The following is a 14,440-nucleotide window of genomic DNA, read 5'->3' as shown; positions in this document are numbered from 1 at the left end:
AAACGCCCGGTTACATTCCGAACCCGGAAGCTAAGCCTTACAGCGCCGATGGTACTGCAGGGGGGACCCTGTGGGAGAGTAGGACACCGCCGAACTCCTTTTAGAGCTCTGGCTCTTGGGCACAGCCCAAGAGCCAGAGCTTTTTTGCGTTGAGGTAGGGTCAGGGGGCATCGTTGGCTCATTTTCTACTGGAGGCCCCCGGGTGGAGGTCCAGGAGACTCGTGTTCAGACAGACCGGGTCCTCACCATCCCCAACATCCTCAGCATGGCGCGGCTCGTCGGCGTGCCCCTGTTCCTGTGGCTCATCCTGCGCCCCGAGTTCGGCGGCCCGAAGAGCGACGGCTGGGCACTTCTCGTGCTGGCCCTGAGTGGTGTCAGTGACTATCTGGACGGGAAGCTCGCCCGGCGCTGGAACCAGATCAGCAGCCTCGGCCGGCTGCTCGACCCGGCGGCCGACCGGCTCTACATCCTCTCCACTCTCGTGGGTCTCACCTGGCGCGAGATCCTGCCCCTGTGGTTGACCGCTGTACTGCTTGCGCGGGAGCTGGTCCTGCTGGTGATGGTGGGCATCCTGCGCCGGCACGGCTATCCTCCGCCGCAGGTCAACTTCCTCGGCAAGGCCGCGACCTTCAACCTGATGTACGCGTTCCCGTTGCTGCTGCTCAGTGACGGGTCTGGCTGGCTGCCGTCACTCGCTGCTATTTTCGGATGGGCGTTCGCCGGATGGGGTACAACGCTGTACTGGTGGGCAGGAGTCCTCTACGTGGTACAAGTCCGCCGCCTGGTCCGAGCGGATGCCACGGCCGACTGACTCCTCCCGCCCGTCGATGGTGACGGCGGTCCCCGATGGCCCGCTCCGGGAAAGTACGGGAGAATCTGAACGGGAGTAGTCGGCTAGACCGTCGTCTTTAGAGGAGGACGCTTCCGACATGAAGGCCGTCGTGATGGCCGGAGGCGAAGGCACTCGCCTTCGTCCCATGACCTCGAGCATGCCCAAGCCGCTCCTGCCGGTCGCCAACCGACCGATCATGGAGCATGTGCTGCGGCTGCTGAAAAGGCATGGGCTCAACGAGACCGTCGTAACAGTGCAGTTCCTGGCGTCGCTGGTCAAGAACTACTTCGGTGACGGTGAAGAGCTCGGCATGGAGCTCACCTATGCCAATGAGGAGAAGCCACTCGGTACCGCCGGAAGTGTCAAGAACGCCGAAGAGGCATTGAAGGACGATGCCTTCCTCGTCATCTCCGGTGACGCCCTGACCGACTTCGACCTCACTGAGCTGGTCAATTTCCACAAGGAAAAGGGCGCGATGGTCACGGTCTGCCTGACCCGTGTGCCCAATCCGCTGGAATTCGGCATCACCATCGTCGACGAGGAGGGCAAGGTCGAGCGCTTCCTCGAGAAGCCGACCTGGGGCCAGGTCTTCTCGGACACCGTGAACACGGGCATCTATGTCATGGAGCCCGAGGTGTTCAACTACGTCGAGCCCGATGTGCCCGTCGACTGGTCCGGTGATGTCTTCCCGCAGCTCATGAAGGAGGGCAAGCCGATCTACGGCTTTGTCGCCGAGGGCTACTGGGAGGACGTCGGCACGCACGAGAGCTATGTGAAGGCGCAGGCCGACGTCCTGGAGGGCAAGGTCGACGTCGACATCGACGGCTTCGAGATCTCGCCGGGCGTGTGGGTCGCGGAGGGCGCGGAGGTCCATCCGGACGCCGTGCTGCGCGGGCCGCTGTACATCGGCGACTACGCCAAGGTGGAAGCCGGCGCCGAGATTCGTGAGCACACCGTGGTGGGCTCCAATGTCGTCGTCAAGAGCGGCGCCTTCCTGCACAAGGCCGTCGTGCACGACAACGTCTATGTCGGGCAGCACAGCAATCTGCGCGGATGCGTCGTCGGCAAGAACACCGACATCATGCGGGCCGCTCGCATCGAGGACGGTGCCGTCATCGGTGACGAGTGCCTGATCGGCGAGGAATCGATCGTGCAGGGCAATGTGCGGGTCTACCCGTTCAAGACGATCGAGGCCGGTGCCTTCGTCAACCAGTCGGTCATCTGGGAGTCCCGCGGGCAGGCCCATCTGTTCGGCGCCCGAGGGGTGTCCGGCATCCTCAACGTGGAGATCACGCCGGAGCTGGCCGTGCGGCTGGCCGGCGCCTACGCCACGACCCTCAAGAAGGGTTCCACGGTCACCACGGCCCGCGACCACTCCCGTGGTGCCCGTGCGCTGAAGCGGGCGGTGATCTCCGCACTGCAGGCCAGTGCCATCGACGTACGTGACCTGGAGAACGTGCCGCTGCCGGTGGCGCGGCAGCAGACCGCCCGGGGAAGCGCCGGCGGGATCATGATCCGGACCACGCCCGGCGTGCCGGACTCGGTCGACATCATGTTCTTCGACTCGCAGGGCGCCGACCTCTCGCAGGGCGGCCAGCGCAAGCTCGACCGGGTCTTCGCGCGGCAGGAGTACCGGCGCGCGTTCCCCGGCGAGATCGGGGACCTGCACTTCCCGGCCAGCGTCTTCGACTCCTACACAGGGTCGCTGTTGCGCAACGTGGACACGACCGGCATCGCCGAGTCGGGTCTGAAGGTCGTCGTGGACGCCTCCAACGGAAGCGCCGGTCTGGTGCTGCCGAGCCTGCTCGGCAAGCTCGGTGTGGACTCGCTGACGATCAACCCCGGTCTCGACGAGTCCCGGCCGACGGAGACGACCGAGATGCGCCGGGCGGGGCTGGTGCGGCTCGGTGAGATCGTGGCGTCCTCGGGTGCCGCGTTCGGTGTGCGGTTCGACCCGGTCGGCGAGCGGTTGTCGCTCGTGGACGAGAAGGGCCGGATCATCGAGGACGACCGGGCCCTGCTGGTGATGCTCGACCTGATCGCCGCCGAGCGGCGCAGCGGCCGGGTGGCGCTTCCGGTGACGACCACGCGGATCGCCGAGCAGGTGGCCGCGTACCACGGCACCCAGGTGGAGTGGACGACCACCTCGCCGGACGACCTGACGCGGGTCGGCGGTGAGGAGGCCACCATCTTCGGTGGTGACGGCAAGGGCGGCTTCATCGTCCCCGAGTTCAGCAGCGTCTACGACGGTACGGCCGCCTTCGTACGGCTGATCGGGCTGGTCGCGCGGACGCAGCTCACGCTCAGCCAGATCGACGCGCGGATTCCGCGGGCGCACGTGCTCAAGCGCGATCTGGCGACCCCGTGGGCGGTCAAGGGGCTCGTGATGCGGCGGGTCGTCGAGGCGGCGGGAGACCGCCATGTGGACACCACCGACGGTGTGCGGGTGGTGGAGTCCGACGGGCGCTGGGTGATGGTGCTGCCGGACCCGGCCGAGGCGGTCACCCATCTGTGGGCGGAGGGCCCCGACGACGCCTCCGCTCAGGCCCTGCTGGACGACTGGTCGGCCGTCGTGGACAGCGCGGGACGCTAGGCACCACCGCACGCGTGCGTGCCGGACAAAGCCCCCCGAGGGGGGCCTGTCCGGCACGCCGGTGGGGCCATTCGGAGGAATCCGTCGCGACGTGCGACGATGTGCGGCATGCCGCAGCAGCCCCCCGTTCGGAGCACTCGTACGCCACCGTCGCGGCCGGACGCGTCCATGTCGCTGCTCACCAACGTCATGGACCACAGCCTCGACGACGGCTATGCGGAGGCCGCTGCCCGCAAGCGGGCGGCCGGTTCGGGAGGTCTGCCGAAGACGCTGAGGGCCAAGCTGGGGCTCGCCGCCGGGCTGGTGCTCGCGGCGCTCGTGGTCACCGTCGGTGCCGCACAGGCGCGGGTGGCCGCCCCGGTCGTCGCCAAGGAGCGCCAGGAGCTGCTCGACCGTATCGACCGGGAGACGAAGACGGCCGACGGCCTCGAGGGCAGCGTCGACAAGCTGCGTGACGAGGTGGGCGCGCGGCAGCGCGAGGCGCTCAGGACGAGCGGAGGCGGCGGGCAGGCGGAGCTGGTGGGCATCCTGTCCGGGGCGACCGCGGTGCACGGGCCGGGGGTGAAGCTGGTCGTCGACGACGCCAAGGAAGCCAGCTCCGGCCAGGCCGGTAACCCGCGGGAGACAAGTGGCTTCTCCGACACGGGCCGGGTGCGCGACCGGGACATGCAGCGGGTGGTCAACGGCCTGTGGGCGTCCGGCGCGGAGGCCGTGGCGATCAACGGGCAGCGGCTGACGGCGCTGTCCGCGATCAGGGCCGCCGGGGACGCGATACTGGTCGACAACAAGCCGCTCGTGCCGCCGTACACGGTGCTCGCGGTGGGGGACGGGGAAAAGCTGAGCACGCGGTTCCAGGACAGCGCGGACGGGCTGTATCTGAACGCCCTGCAGGAGAACTACGGAATCCGTACCAACATCTCCGTGCAGAGCGACCTTCAGCTGCCGGCCGCACCGAGCGTGATCGTACGTACAGCACAGCCGGACACGGCAAAGACTGAGAAGGGCACATCGTGATCGCCGTACTGGGCCTCGTCGTGGGAGTCGTGGCCGGCCTGTTGGTCCGGCCGGAGGTTCCGGCGGTCGTCGAGCCGTATCTGCCGATCGCCGTCGTGGCGGCACTGGACGCCGTCTTCGGTGGTCTGCGGGCCATGCTCGACGGCATCTTCGACGACAAGGTCTTCGTGGTGTCGTTCCTGTCCAACGTGGTGGTGGCCGCGCTGATCGTGTTCCTCGGGGACAAGCTGGGCGTGGGTGCGCAGCTGTCGACGGGTGTCGTGGTCGTGCTCGGCATCCGGATCTTCTCCAACGCCGCGGCGATCCGACGGCACGTGTTCCGGGCGTGAGGGCGATGAGCGACGACGACGAGACGCCCGAGAACCAGAGCGACCGGCCCGAGAGCTCCGAGCACAAGCTGCGCCGGGAGTTGCCCGAGGAGGTGCCGGCGCAGGCACCCGGGGCCGGGGCCGCTCCGGAAGCCGGGGCCGCTCCGGGGGCCGTGCCGCCCGGTGCCGTGACCGGTGGGGTCACCGGTCGGCAGCGACTGGTGAAGGGCCTGTGGCCGCCGCGTGTCACGCGAGCCCAACTGATCGTGGCCGTGCTGCTCTTCGGTCTGGGCTTCGGGCTCGCCGTCCAGGTCGCCTCCAACAGCGACAGTGACAGCGCGCTGCGCGGTGCCCGGCAGGAGGATCTTGTGCGGATCCTCGATGAACTCGACGACCGCACACAGCGTCTTGAGGACGAGAAGCAGGGGCTCGACAAGCAGCGCCAGGAGCTGGAGAACAGCTCGGACCAGGCCGAGGAGGCCCGCAAGCAGACGGTGGAGAAGGAACGGCAACTCGGCATTCTGGCGGGCACGGTGGCGGCGCAGGGTCCGGGCATCACGATGACCATCGACGACACGAAGGGGACGGTCCAGGCGGACATGCTGCTGGACGCGATCCAGGAGCTGCGCGCGGCGGGCGCCGAGGCCATTCAGGTCAACGGTGTGCGGGTGGTCGCAGGCACCTATCTGACCGACTCCGGCAAGAGCGTGAGCGTCGACGGGAACAAGATCACCGCGCCCTATCGTTTCAAGGTCATCGGCAAGCCGCAGGACCTGGAACCGGCGCTCAACATCCCTGGAGGCGTGGTGCAGACCCTGGAGAAGGAGCAGGCCACCGTGACTGTCGAGCGATCGAGCAAGATCGTCGTGGACGCCTTGCGAGCGGCGAAGCAGCCTGACTACGCTCGGTCGTCCTCCCAGTGAACCGGGGGTGCATGGGGCGCGTCGCACGAGGGCATGAGCTTGCGGGGGGTCGGCGCACCGAAGGGGTGGTGCGTGGTGGAAACTGTTTGGTGGATACGGACGTTGTGAGGATGTCCGGGTCGACCGGTGTGTTCAGTCAGGGTTCGTCCTGCCCCACGGGCGGGTCTGTTTCGGTCAAGGGGAATCGCCCGTGAAGTTGTTTGCGAGGTTGTTCGGCAAGAGCGCGCGAGAGGGCAGCGACAGCAACGCGACCGCTCGCCATCGCGCCCAGCCGGAGGAAGAGGCGCAGCGTCCGCTGTTCCGGGACCAGGTGGCTGGTCCGGGCGGTGGCATTTCCGGAGGTCAGGGCGCGCCGTCTGTTGACCCTGCCCAGGCCGGCGGCATAGGTTTCGGCCAACCGTCAACCTCAGGTACGGGTGGAGGGTTCCCCGCCGACCCGTACGCGTCCCATGCCCCGGCGGGGCAGCCGCGGCAGGAGGATCCGTCCATGTCGGCCCTGGTCTGCACGAGGTGCGGTCACCGCAACGCGGAGAACAGCCGCTTCTGCAACAACTGCGGTGCGCCGCTGCGCGCCGGGGCGGTGCCGGAGCGCGCCTCCGAGACGACGTCCACGATCTCCATCTCCGGCATCGAGGCCTACGACGCCGAGGTCACCGGTCAGACGCAGCTCCCGGCGCTGTCCCCGGAGGCGCAGGCGGCCGTGGACGCGCTGCCGCTGGGTTCCGCGCTCCTGGTCGTGCGCCGCGGTCCGAACCAGGGCAGCCGCTTCCTGCTGGACGGTGAGCTGACCACGGCCGGCCGCCACCCGCAGAGCGACATCTTCCTGGACGACGTCACGGTCTCCCGCCGCCATGTGGAGTTCCGGCGCAGCCCGGACGGCACGTTCACGGTCGCCGACGTGGGCAGCCTCAACGGCACCTACGTCAACCGCGAGCGCATCGACCAGGTCGCCCTGCACAACGGCGACGAGGTGCAGATCGGCAAGTACCGGCTGGTCTTCTACGCGAGCCAGCGGGGCTACTGACCCTCCCTCGGACTGAGTCCGGGGGCACCCCCAGGGAAGGTCCATGCTTCGAACACCGGGCGGCGGTGCCGGCCACGGCACCGCCGCGGCGGACAGTGGCTTGATGAGCATCGGCACGGTGCTGACCATGCTGCGCGAGGAGTTCCCCGAGGTCACCATCTCCAAGATCCGCTTCCTGGAGTCGGAGGGGTTGATCGAGCCGCAGCGGACCCCGTCGGGGTATCGCAAGTTCAGCGCCCAGGACGTCGAGCGCCTCGGCCGGGTGCTGCGGATGCAGCGGGACCACTATCTGCCGCTGAAGGTGATCCGCGAGCACCTGGACGCCCTGGAGCGTGGCGAGAGCGTCCGCCTGCCGACGCTCGGCCGGCAGCGGGACGGCGAGATGCTGCGCGAGCTGCCGGAGCAGCCCACCGTCGCCCGTATCGGCCGCTTCGAGCTGCTGGCGGCCGCGGAGATCGGGGAGCAGGACCTCCAGGAGTGGGAGTCGTACGGCCTGATCGCTCCGCTGGAGGACGGTGTGTACGACGCGGAGACGGTCACCGTGGCCTCGCTGATCGCTCAGCTGGGCCGGTTCGGGATCGAGCCGCGCCATCTGCGGGTGATGAAGGCCGCCGCCGACCGCGAGGCCGGGCTGGTGGAGCAGGTGGTGGCCCCGCTCAAGCGTCACCGCAATCCGCAGACCCGGGCTCACGCCGAGGACCGGACCAGGGAACTGGCGGACCTCGCCGTCAAGCTGCACGCGGCACTGGTGCAGACAGCTCTCGGGGTGCGGCTGCCCTGAGCCGGGCGGGCGCCGGATGTGATGATCATCCATGCGTTCCCGGCCCGACTACCCAAACATCCCGGGCACGGCCTAGGGTTGCTGTGTGAACGAGCTCGATGTCGTAGGTGTCCGGGTCGAAATGCCCTCCAACCAACCGATCGTGCTCCTGCGCGAAGTGGGAGGCGACCGTTACCTCCCCATCTGGATCGGGCCGGGGGAGGCGACGGCGATCGCTTTCGCCCAGCAGGGCATGGCCCCCGCACGGCCGCTGACCCACGACCTGTTCAAGGACGTGCTGGAGGCCGTCGGTCAGGAACTCACCGAAGTACGCATCACGGACCTGCGTGAGGGCGTCTTCTACGCCGAGCTGGTGTTCGCCAGCGGCGTCGAGGTGAGCGCCCGTCCGTCTGATGCCATAGCGCTGGCGTTGCGCACCGGCACGCCGATCTACGGCAGTGACGCGGTGCTCGACGACGCGGGCATCGCCATTCCGGACGAGCAGGAGGACGAGGTGGAGAAGTTCCGCGAGTTCCTCGACCAGATCTCGCCGGAGGACTTCGGCACCAGCAGCCAGTAGCCGCGGAAAACGGGGCCGGCGCGGGCCGGGAGGTCCGGTCCGCGCAGGTCGCGGCATGCGGCGCTGCGGCTGAGAATGTCGGCATGTGCCGATGGCGCGTGAGAGCGTCCTACGCTCTGCCTCGAGCGCATTCGGCTAGCCTTTCCCCGCGGTGGGGTACGGGAAACCACTCTTAGGGTGATTATCACTCGGCGTGCCGAGTGTGGCGGTCGTTGACGCACCCCTGGTGGCTGCCTACCTTCGAGAAGGCAGGTCGAGGACGGAGGTCGGCGTGGGAAGCAGCGGCGGCGGTTGGGCTGGGGGTGCCCCCGAACGCGGTTTCGGCGGGAGCGGTCCCCTTCCTTCCCCTGGCTCTCGGCTGCGCTCGAGCAGCGGGTATGCCCATCCCGGCAGCGCGGCCGATCACGCTCCGCAGCGACCGACGGCCGTGCCGAGCGGCGGAGAGGCGACGTCCATGGCGTCCGAGGAGATCGGCTACCGGGGGCCCACGGCGTGCGCGGCCGCCGGGATCACCTACCGGCAACTCGACTACTGGGCCCGCACCGGACTCGTCGAGCCCAGTGTGCGGCCCGCCCACGGTTCCGGTACGCAGCGCCTGTACAGCTTCCGGGACGTCGTCGTCCTGAAGATCGTCAAGCGGTTCCTCGACACCGGGGTGTCCCTGCAGAACATCCGCACCGCCGTCCAGCACCTTCGTGAGCGAGGGTTCAGCGACCTGGAGCGCATGACCCTGCTCAGCGACGGCGCGACCGTGTACGAGTGCACCTCGCCCGACGAGGTGCACGCCCTGCTGCAGGGCGGACAGGGCATTTTCGGCATCGCCGTCGGCGTGGTGTGGCGGGACGTGGAGCACGCGCTGTCGCAGCTGCACGGCGAGCGGGTCGACACGGGCGAGACCCTCGTCGGGCACAACCCGGGTGACGAGCTGGCGCGCCGGCGCAACCGGGCGGTCTAGCCCGGCTCTCGGCTGCCGCGGCGTGACGCGGTGCCGCTCCGCCGTCGCGGGGCTGTGCCGGCCGGGACCGCCGGGCCTGTGCCGGTCTCCGGACCGTCGGGGCGGCGTTGTCAGTGGTGTGGTGCAGGATCGGACATGTGAGGACCGCGCCCACGATTCTGCATCTGGACATGGATGCCTTCTTCGCGTCGGCGGAGCAGGCGTCCAAGCCCAGCCTGCGCGGGAAGGCCGTCGTCGTCGGCGGGCTCGGGCCGCGCGGCGTGGTGGCCACCGCGTCGTACGAGGCGCGGGTCTTCGGGGTCCATTCGGCGATGCCCACGGCCCAGGCGCGCCGGCTGGCGCCGAACGCCGCGTACCTCACGCCCCGCTTCACCTTCTACCGGGCGATCAGCGAGCAGGTGATAGGGCTGCTGCGGGCGCTCTCGCCGCTGGTGGAGCCGCTCAGTCTGGACGAGGCGTTCGTGGACCTGGAGGCCGGGGGAGTCGCCTGGGACAGCGAGTCGGCCGAGCGGGCGGGGCTGAAGCTGCGCGCGGACATCCTGGCGGTCACCGGGCTGACCGGTTCGGTGGGACTCGCCGCGTCCAAGATGATCGCGAAGATCGCCTCCGAGCGGGCCAAGCCGGACGGGCTGGAGCTGATCGAGCCGGGCACCGAGCGGGCTCTGCTCGGGCCGCTGTCGGTGCGGACCCTGCCGGGAGTGGGGCCGGCGACCGGCGACCATCTGCGGCGGGCCGGGATCAGCACGGTCGACGAGATCGTGGAGGCCGGTGAGGACGAGCTGGTCCGGCTGCTCGGCAAGGCCCATGGCCACGGTCTGTACGCCATGGCGCTGGCGCACGACGAGCGTCCCGTGGTGGCGGAGCGGGAGGCGAAGTCGGTCTCCGTCGAGGACACCTACGACGTGGACATCCACGACCGGCTGCGGATCGGGCTGGAGGTGCAGCGGCTGGCCGAGCGCTGTGTGCGGCGGCTGCGCTCCGCCGGGCTGTCCGGGCGGACCATCGTGCTGAAGGTGCGGCGCTACGACTTCTCGACGTTGACCCGGTCGGAGACGCTGCGCGGGCCGACGGACGATCCCGCGGTGGTCCGGGAGGCGGCGCTGAGGCTGCTGGACGCGGTGGACACGACGGGCGGGGTGCGGCTGCTCGGAGTCGGCGTCACCGGGCTCGCCGACTACACCCAGGAGGACCTGTTCGCGCAGGCGGCCGGGGAGCTGGCGCGGGCTGAGGGGCCGCAGGAGGAGGACGCCGCGCAGGCGCCGCAGCCCGTCTCCGAGGGACCTGAGCCGGAGCAGCGGCTCTGGCTGCCGGGGCACGACGTGCGGCACACGGAGTACGGGCACGGTTGGGTCCAGGGCAGCGGCCTGGGCCGGGTCACGGTCCGCTTCGAGACACCCGACTCGGCGCCGGGCCGGGTCCGGACGTTCCGGACGGACGATCCCGCGCTGGAGCCGGCGGAACCGCTGCCGCTGGTGCGGCGAAGACCGGACGCCCCGGCCGCGTACCTCGACGGAGCGGCTTCGGGGGCGGTCGGACCGGGGGCCGGGTCCGCGGCGGAGGGGCCGGCGGTCGACGGCGGCGCCGAGGCCGGCCACCCGGCGGCCAGCGGGTGGAGGGGACCGCCCTCCCCGAGCTGAAGTGCAGGGGAGGGGGTGCGCGGTCCGGTCCGCACGGACGCGCCGGTCCCGACCTGTCGCATGTGGGCGGGCCGTATGGGGGCGGGCGCCGGCGGGAAGGGGATGGGTCCGGAACTGCCCGTCAGGGCTCCTCCGTGCCGGCCACCTTGCCGAAGTCGTGGTCCTGGAGCGGGGGAGGGGCGGTGATGTCGAGGCCGTAGTGGTGGTAGAGCTGGAGTTCCTGTTCCGGGGAGAGGTGGCGGCCCACGCCGAAGTCAGGGGCGTCCTTGATCAGGGCGCGTTCGAAGGGGACGTGCAGGGCGCCCTCGATCAGTTCGCTCGGCTCCAGAGGGACGAAGGCGTCCCTGCTGAACAGACCCGTCCGTATGGCGGCCCACTCCGGCACGCCCGTCGCGTCGTCGAGGTAGACCTCGTCGACGGTGCCGATCTTGACGCCGCTGCGGTCGAACGCCTTGCGGCCGATCAGGTTGCGCGGATCGATCTCGGTCTGCACGGGCCCTCCACTCGCTCGCAAGACTGCTGTAAGCACTACGAAAGAGCACAATCGTGATGGCGGCCACTCGGGGGCCCCGGCGTTGACCTCGCTTGGTAGGCTGACAACGGCTGCTGACCCCGTGCGGGAGAGTCCTCCAGACTTCATCGGAGGCGCCGAAGGAGCAAATCCTCCCCGGAATCTCTCAGGCTCACGTACCGCACGGACGAGGTCACTCTGGAAAGCAGGGCGGGTGCCGACGGCTTCCGCTCTCACCGACGGTGAAAGCCGGGTGCCCTCGGGCGCTCCGGTGAAGCTCTCAGGTCGAGATGACAGAGGGGGAGGCCGTTCGGGTACCCGTGCCGTGGTGCCCCTCGAAGGTCGCGTCAGACCAGGAGGCCTCCGCAATGACCGCCCATCGCATTCCGCTCTCCGAGCTCGAGAAGGGGATTCCCTTCGAGCAGCGTCACATCGGTCCCGACCACGAGGCACGGGCCAAGATGCTCGCCCAGGTCGGGTACGGCTCGCTGGACGAGCTCACCGCCGCCGCGGTGCCGGATGTGATCAAGAACGCCGACGCCCTGGACCTGCCGGGCGCCCGCAGCGAGGCCGAGGTGCTCGCCGAGCTGCGCTCCCTGGCCGACCGCAACCAGGTGCTCGGCTCGATGATCGGCCTCGGCTACTACGGCACGTTCACCCCGCCGGTCATCCTGCGCAACGTCATGGAGAACCCGGCCTGGTACACGGCGTACACGCCCTACCAGCCGGAGATCTCCCAGGGCCGGCTCGAGGCGCTGCTGAACTTCCAGACCACGGTCGCCGACCTGACCGGTCTGCCCACCTCCGGCGCCTCCCTGCTCGACGAGGGCACGGCCGCCGCCGAGGCGATGGCGCTGTCCCTGCGCATGGGCAAGAACAAGAAGGGCCTCTTCCTGGTCGACGCGGACGCGCTGCCGCAGACCATCGCCGTCATCCAGACCCGCGCCGAGCCGACCGGCGTCGAGGTCGTCGTCGCCGACCTCGCCGACGGCATCCCGGCCGACCTCGCCGCCCGCGAGATCAACGGCGTGCTGCTCCAGTACCCGGGCGCCTCCGGTGCCGTACGCGACCTCAAGCCTGTCATCGACCAGGCGCACGAGCTGGGCGCGCTGGTCACCGTCGCCGCCGACCTGCTGGCGCTGACGCTGCTGAAGTCGCCGGGCGAGCTGGGCGCGGACATCGCGGTCGGCACCACGCAGCGCTTCGGCGTGCCGATGGGCTTCGGTGGTCCGCACGCCGGCTACATGGCCGTACGCGAGAAGTTCGCCCGCAGCCTGCCCGGGCGGCTCGTGGGCGTGTCCGTGGACGCGGACGGGAACAAGGCGTACCGGCTGGCGCTGCAGACGCGTGAGCAGCACATCCGCCGGGAGAAGGCCACCAGCAACATCTGTACCGCGCAGGTCCTGCTCGCGGTGATGGCCGGCATGTACGCCGTCTACCACGGTCCGGACGGCCTCAAGGGCATCGCGCGGCGCACGCACCGGTACGCCACGATCCTCGCCGAGGGGCTGAAGGCCGGCGGCGTGGAGATCGTCCACGGCGCCTACTTCGACACCGTCACCGCGCGGGTGCCCGGCCGGGCCGCCGACGTCGTCGCCGCCGCGCGGGAGGGCGGGGTCAACCTGTACCCGGTCGACGCCGACCACGTCTCCCTCGCCTGCGACGAGACCACGACCCGCGACCAGCTGGCCGCCGTGTTCGGCGCCTTCGGCGTCGCGGGCGACATCGAGGCGCTGGACGCCGCCGCCGGTGAGGCGCTGCCGCAGGACCTGCTGCGCTCGGACGCCTACCTGACCCACCCGGTCTTCCACCAGCACCGCTCCGAGACCGCGATGCTGCGCTACCTGCGCAAGCTGTCCGACCGCGACTACGCGCTCGACCGCGGCATGATCCCGCTGGGCTCCTGCACGATGAAGCTCAACGCGACCACGGAGATGGAGCCGGTCACCTGGCCCGAGTTCGGCCAGCTGCACCCCTTCGCGCCCGCCGGGCAGGCCGAGGGCTACCTCACCCTGATCCACGAGCTGGAGGACCGTCTCGCCGAGGTCACCGGCTACGACAAGGTCTCGCTGCAGCCGAACGCCGGTTCGCAGGGCGAGCTGGCCGGTCTGCTGGCCGTGCGCGGCTACCACCGCGCCAACGGCGACGAGCAGCGCACCGTCTGCCTGATCCCGTCCTCCGCGCACGGCACCAACGCCGCCAGCGCCGTGATGGCCGGGATGAAGGTCGTCGTCGTCAAGACCGCCGAGGACGGCGAGATCGACGTCGAGGACCTGCGGGCGAAGATCGAGCAGTACCGTGACCAGCTCGCGGTCCTGATGATCACCTACCCGTCGACGCACGGTGTGTTCGAGGAGCACGTCGCCGACATCTGCGCCCAGGTGCACGAGGCCGGCGGCCAGGTGTACGTCGACGGCGCCAACCTGAACGCGCTGGTCGGCCTCGCCAAGCCGGGTCACTTCGGCGGTGACGTCTCCCACCTGAACCTGCACAAGACGTTCTGCATCCCGCACGGCGGCGGCGGTCCCGGCGTCGGCCCGGTCGCGGTCCGCGAGCACCTCGCGCCGTACCTGCCGAACCACCCGCTGCAGCCCACCGCCGGCCCGGAGACGGGCGTCGGCCCGGTCTCGGCCGCGCCCTGGGGCTCCGCGGGCATCCTGCCCATCTCCTGGGCCTACGTCCGCCTCATGGGCGGTGAGGGCCTCAAGCAGGCCACCCAGGTGGCCGTGCTGTCCGCGAACTACATCGCCAAGCGCCTGGAGCCGCACTACCCGGTGCTCTACACCGGCCCCGGCGGCCTGGTCGCGCACGAGTGCATCATCGACCTGCGACCGCTGACCAAGGCGACCGGCGTGAGCGTGGACGACGTCGCCAAGCGGCTCATCGACTACGGCTTCCACGCGCCGACGATGTCCTTCCCGGTGGCCGGCACGCTGATGATCGAGCCGACCGAGTCCGAGGACCTGGCCGAGCTGGACCGGTTCTGCGACGCGATGATCGCCATCCGTGCGGAGATCGAGAAGGTCGGCTCCGGCGAGTGGCCCGCGGAGGACAACCCGCTGCGCAACGCTCCGCACACCGCCGGCGCGCTCGGTGGGGAGTGGGAGCACGCCTACAGCCGCGACGAGGCCGTCTTCCCGGCGGGCGTGTCGGCCGCGGACAAGTACTGGCCGCCGGTGCGCCGTATCGACCAGGCCTTCGGTGACCGCAACCTGGTCTGCTCGTGCCCGCCGCTGGACGCGTACGAGGACTGAGACACCCTGAGGTGAGTGAGGGCCCCCGGATTCGGGGGCCCTCGTTCCG

General features: G+C 70.0%; 12 protein-coding genes, 1 rRNA gene and 1 riboswitch. Of the genes, 12 read left to right on the top strand and 1 reads right to left on the bottom strand.

The genetic code is table 11. The features are described 5' to 3' along the window. The 11 genes from rrf to ACZ64A_RS18270 all read left to right on the top strand — a co-directional run. Positions 1–95 (top strand): 5S ribosomal RNA (gene rrf, locus ACZ64A_RS18320); the annotation flags it as partial. Between the two features lie 107 nt (positions 96–202). Then, positions 203–811 carry a CDP-alcohol phosphatidyltransferase family protein gene (locus ACZ64A_RS18315; RefSeq protein ID WP_361626716.1) on the top strand — a complete coding sequence of 203 codons (609 nt, stop codon included), beginning with the start codon at positions 203–205 and terminating at the stop codon, positions 809–811. 118 nt (positions 812–929) lie between these two features. Further along, on the top strand, positions 930–3,425 hold the full coding sequence (locus tag ACZ64A_RS18310) for a sugar phosphate nucleotidyltransferase (protein WP_469811367.1): 2,496 nt from the start codon (positions 930–932) through the stop codon (positions 3,423–3,425). Positions 3,426–3,593: 168 nt separating this feature from the next. Beyond that, positions 3,594–4,439: a DUF881 domain-containing protein gene (locus ACZ64A_RS18305; RefSeq protein WP_469811366.1), complete on the top strand. Its 846-nt coding sequence runs from the start codon at positions 3,594–3,596 to the stop codon at positions 4,437–4,439. Beyond that, positions 4,436–4,768 (top strand): small basic family protein, encoded by a 333-nt coding sequence (locus ACZ64A_RS18300; protein ID WP_003988855.1) that lies wholly within the window; start codon positions 4,436–4,438, stop codon positions 4,766–4,768. The genes ACZ64A_RS18305 and ACZ64A_RS18300 overlap by 4 nt, the downstream gene beginning before the upstream one ends. 5 nt (positions 4,769–4,773) lie before the next feature. Further along, complete coding sequence (locus ACZ64A_RS18295) at positions 4,774–5,670, top strand: DUF881 domain-containing protein (protein WP_469811365.1); 897 nt, start codon at positions 4,774–4,776, stop codon at positions 5,668–5,670. 190 nt (positions 5,671–5,860) lie between these two features. Continuing rightward, complete coding sequence (locus ACZ64A_RS18290; protein ID WP_469811364.1) at positions 5,861–6,694, top strand: FHA domain-containing protein; 834 nt, start codon at positions 5,861–5,863, stop codon at positions 6,692–6,694. A gap of 43 nt (positions 6,695–6,737) precedes the next feature. Continuing rightward, positions 6,738–7,475, top strand: a complete 738-nt coding sequence (gene ftsR, locus ACZ64A_RS18285) for a transcriptional regulator FtsR (protein ID WP_469811363.1) — start codon at positions 6,738–6,740, stop codon at positions 7,473–7,475. Between the two features lie 85 nt (positions 7,476–7,560). Then, positions 7,561–8,034, top strand: a complete 474-nt coding sequence (locus ACZ64A_RS18280) for a bifunctional nuclease family protein (RefSeq protein ID WP_053666762.1) — start codon at positions 7,561–7,563, stop codon at positions 8,032–8,034. 271 nt (positions 8,035–8,305) lie between these two features. Further along, a complete protein-coding gene (locus ACZ64A_RS18275) occupies positions 8,306–8,989 on the top strand; it encodes a MerR family transcriptional regulator (protein ID WP_469811362.1) in 684 nt (227 codons plus the stop codon). Positions 8,990–9,126: 137 nt separating this feature from the next. Next, positions 9,127–10,626, top strand: coding sequence for a DNA polymerase IV (locus tag ACZ64A_RS18270; RefSeq protein ID WP_469811360.1), 1,500 nt, complete (start codon positions 9,127–9,129; stop codon positions 10,624–10,626). 121 nt (positions 10,627–10,747) lie between these two features. Here ACZ64A_RS18270 and ACZ64A_RS18265 read toward each other — a convergent pair whose 3' ends face one another. After that, positions 10,748–11,119: a PRC-barrel domain-containing protein gene (locus ACZ64A_RS18265; protein ID WP_469811359.1), complete on the bottom strand. Its 372-nt coding sequence runs from the start codon at positions 11,117–11,119 to the stop codon at positions 10,748–10,750. A 114-nt stretch (positions 11,120–11,233) separates the two neighbouring features. Beyond that, positions 11,234–11,329: riboswitch (glycine riboswitch) on the top strand. 176 nt (positions 11,330–11,505) lie between these two features. Here ACZ64A_RS18265 and gcvP point away from each other — a divergent pair. Then, positions 11,506–14,391, top strand: coding sequence for an aminomethyl-transferring glycine dehydrogenase (gene gcvP / locus ACZ64A_RS18260; RefSeq protein ID WP_469811358.1), 2,886 nt, complete (start codon positions 11,506–11,508; stop codon positions 14,389–14,391). Positions 14,392–14,440 lie beyond the last annotated feature (49 nt).

The organism is Streptomyces sp. NPDC104814, assembly GCF_055583185.1.
Note: the sequence above shows the minus strand (reverse complement) of the source record. Positions and strands in the feature narration are given on the sequence as shown.